This is a genomic window from Streptomyces sp. WELS2, assembly GCF_013870595.1.
Taxonomy (GTDB): domain Bacteria; phylum Actinomycetota; class Actinomycetes; order Streptomycetales; family Streptomycetaceae; genus Streptomyces.
The window spans coordinates 1-1871 of the sequence record NZ_JACBWZ010001059.1 but is presented as its reverse complement, the minus strand read 5'-3'; the positions used below and the strand labels follow the sequence as shown (position 1 = coordinate 1871).

Genomic DNA, 1871 nt, shown 5'->3' with positions numbered 1-1871 from the left:
CCGCCGCTGGGCGCGGCCGGGTCGTCGACGCCGCCCGGCATCACGAAGTGCGCGGTGCGCAGGGTCATGGGGACGGTCCGGGTGGTGTCCGGGGCGGGGGCCGGGTGGGGACGGCGGCCGCGGCGGGCGGTCAGGCCGGTCACAGGGCACGCTCGTAACTCGCCCAGGCGACGTGCGACTCGTGCAGGGTGACGGTGATCCCCTCGAGGTCCTTGGCGCCCTCCCCCAGCCCGCCCCTGGCGATGCGCTCGGCGAGCCGGTCGGCGATGACCTTGGCGAGGTACTCGGTGGAGGTGTTGACACCCTGGAAGTCGGGTTCGTCGTCCAGGTTGCGGTAGTTCAACTCGTCGACCACCGCGTGCAGTTCCCGGGTGGCCAGGCCGATGTCGACCACGATGCCGTCCTCGTCCAGCCGCCTGCGGCGGAACGTGGCGTCCACGAGGAACGTGGCGCCGTGCAGGCGCTGCGCGGGCCCGAAGACCTCGCCGCGGAAGCTGTGGGCGATCATGAGGTGATCGCGGACGGTGATGCTGAACAACGGACGACCCTCCCGGTGCGGCGCGTCTGGTCCCCCGCGCTTGCCCGCCGGGGGTTGCCGTGTAGTACGGCTTGTCGCTTCCCCGTGTTCAGCCCGCTCTCACCCTTTTTCTCAGGTCAGGCCGGTTTCCGTGTAACGGATGCGGTGGCACAGGGCGGGGATCTCGCCGGACGCCAGCTTCGGCAGGACGGACGGGAGTTCCTCGAAGGGGCTCTCACCGGTGACGAGCGCGTCCAGCGCGGGGTCGGCGAGCAGGTCCAGGGCGAGTGCCATCCGGTCGGCGTAGCCGCGTCCGGGCCGGGCGGCCGGGGAGACGGTGCCGACCTGGCTGCCGCGGAGGGTGAGCCGGCGGGAGTGGAAGGCCTCGCCGAGCGGCAGGGCCACGGTCCGGTCGCCGTACCAGCTCAGTTCCACGACCGTGCCTTCGGGGGCGAGGAGGGAAAGGGACCGGGCGAGGCCGGCCTCGGTGGCGCTGGCGTGCACGACGAGGTCGCGGTCGCCGAGGGCGTCCGCGGGGCGGGCGAAGTCCACGCCGAGTGCCCGCGCGGTCGCCTCGCGGGCCGGGTCGGTGTCGACCAGCTGGAGTCGGACGCCGGGGAACCGGGCGAGCAGCGCGGCGACCGCGCAGCCGACCATGCCGCCGCCGACCACCGTGATCCGGTCGCCGATCAGCGGTGCCGCGTCCCACAGGGCGTTGACGGCGGTCTCCACGGTCCCGGCGAGCACGGCCCGTTCGGCGGGCACCCGTTCGGGCACCACGGTGACGGCGCTCGCCGGGACGACGTAGCGGCTCTGGTGCGGGTACAGGCAGAACACCGTACGGCCGGTCAGCGCGGCCGGGCCCTGCTCCACCACGCCGACGCTGAGGTAGCCGTACTTGACCGGGCCCGGGAAGTCGCCCTCCTGGAACGGCGCGCGCATCACGGTGTGCTGGCTGCGGGGCACCCCGCCGCGGAAGACGAGCGTCTCGGTGCCCCGGCTCACCCCGGAGTACAGGGCGCGCACCAGGACCTCGTCCGGGGCGGGTTCGGGGAGGGTGACGTCGCGGAGTTCCCCGTGGCCGGGCGAGCGGAGCCAGAACGCGCGGGCAAAGCGGTGCATCGGCGTCCTCCTGAACGATCGGGAAGCTGTTCACGTACCGGGTGGTGCACAGGCCGCGCACAGTACGCGGCGTTGATCGACTCTGTCACTCGGCCGGAGGGTGTGCGGTGGCCCTGAACGACATGTACGACGCGAGACTGCGGCAGGAGACCGCCGTGGGAGCGGGTGCGCAGGTGCTGCTGCTGGTGCTGCTCGGCCCGGTGACCGGCATGGGGCCGGCCGGCTGGCTGGC

2 protein-coding genes and 2 pseudogenes are annotated in these 1871 nt (G+C 73.4%); 1 reads left to right on the top strand and 3 read right to left on the bottom strand.

The window, feature by feature from the left end; translation table 11 throughout:
* The 3 genes and pseudogenes from H5J33_RS38060 to H5J33_RS33540 form a co-directional block, all read right to left on the bottom strand.
* A pseudogene (locus H5J33_RS38060) lies at positions 1 to 134 on the bottom strand (glycosyltransferase family 1 protein); the annotation flags it as partial.
* Positions 135 to 139: 5 nt separating this feature from the next.
* The gene (locus tag H5J33_RS33545; protein ID WP_181798458.1) at positions 140 to 538 is read right to left on the bottom strand and encodes a 6-carboxytetrahydropterin synthase; all 399 of its coding nucleotides are present in this window, start codon (positions 536 to 538) and stop codon (positions 140 to 142) included.
* 111 nt (positions 539 to 649) lie between these two features.
* On the bottom strand, positions 650 to 1639 hold the full coding sequence (locus H5J33_RS33540) for a zinc-binding alcohol dehydrogenase (protein ID WP_181798457.1): 990 nt from the start codon (positions 1637 to 1639) through the stop codon (positions 650 to 652).
* A gap of 107 nt (positions 1640 to 1746) precedes the next feature.
* Here H5J33_RS33540 and H5J33_RS38055 point away from each other — a divergent pair.
* Positions 1747 to 1871: pseudogene (locus tag H5J33_RS38055) on the top strand (CDP-alcohol phosphatidyltransferase family protein); the annotation flags it as partial.

Coding starts and splice junctions, on each gene's coding strand:
- H5J33_RS33540 (WP_181798457.1), bottom strand. CDS start 1,639: ATGCACCGCTTTGCCCGCGCGTTCTGGCTCCGCTCGCCCGGCCACGGG.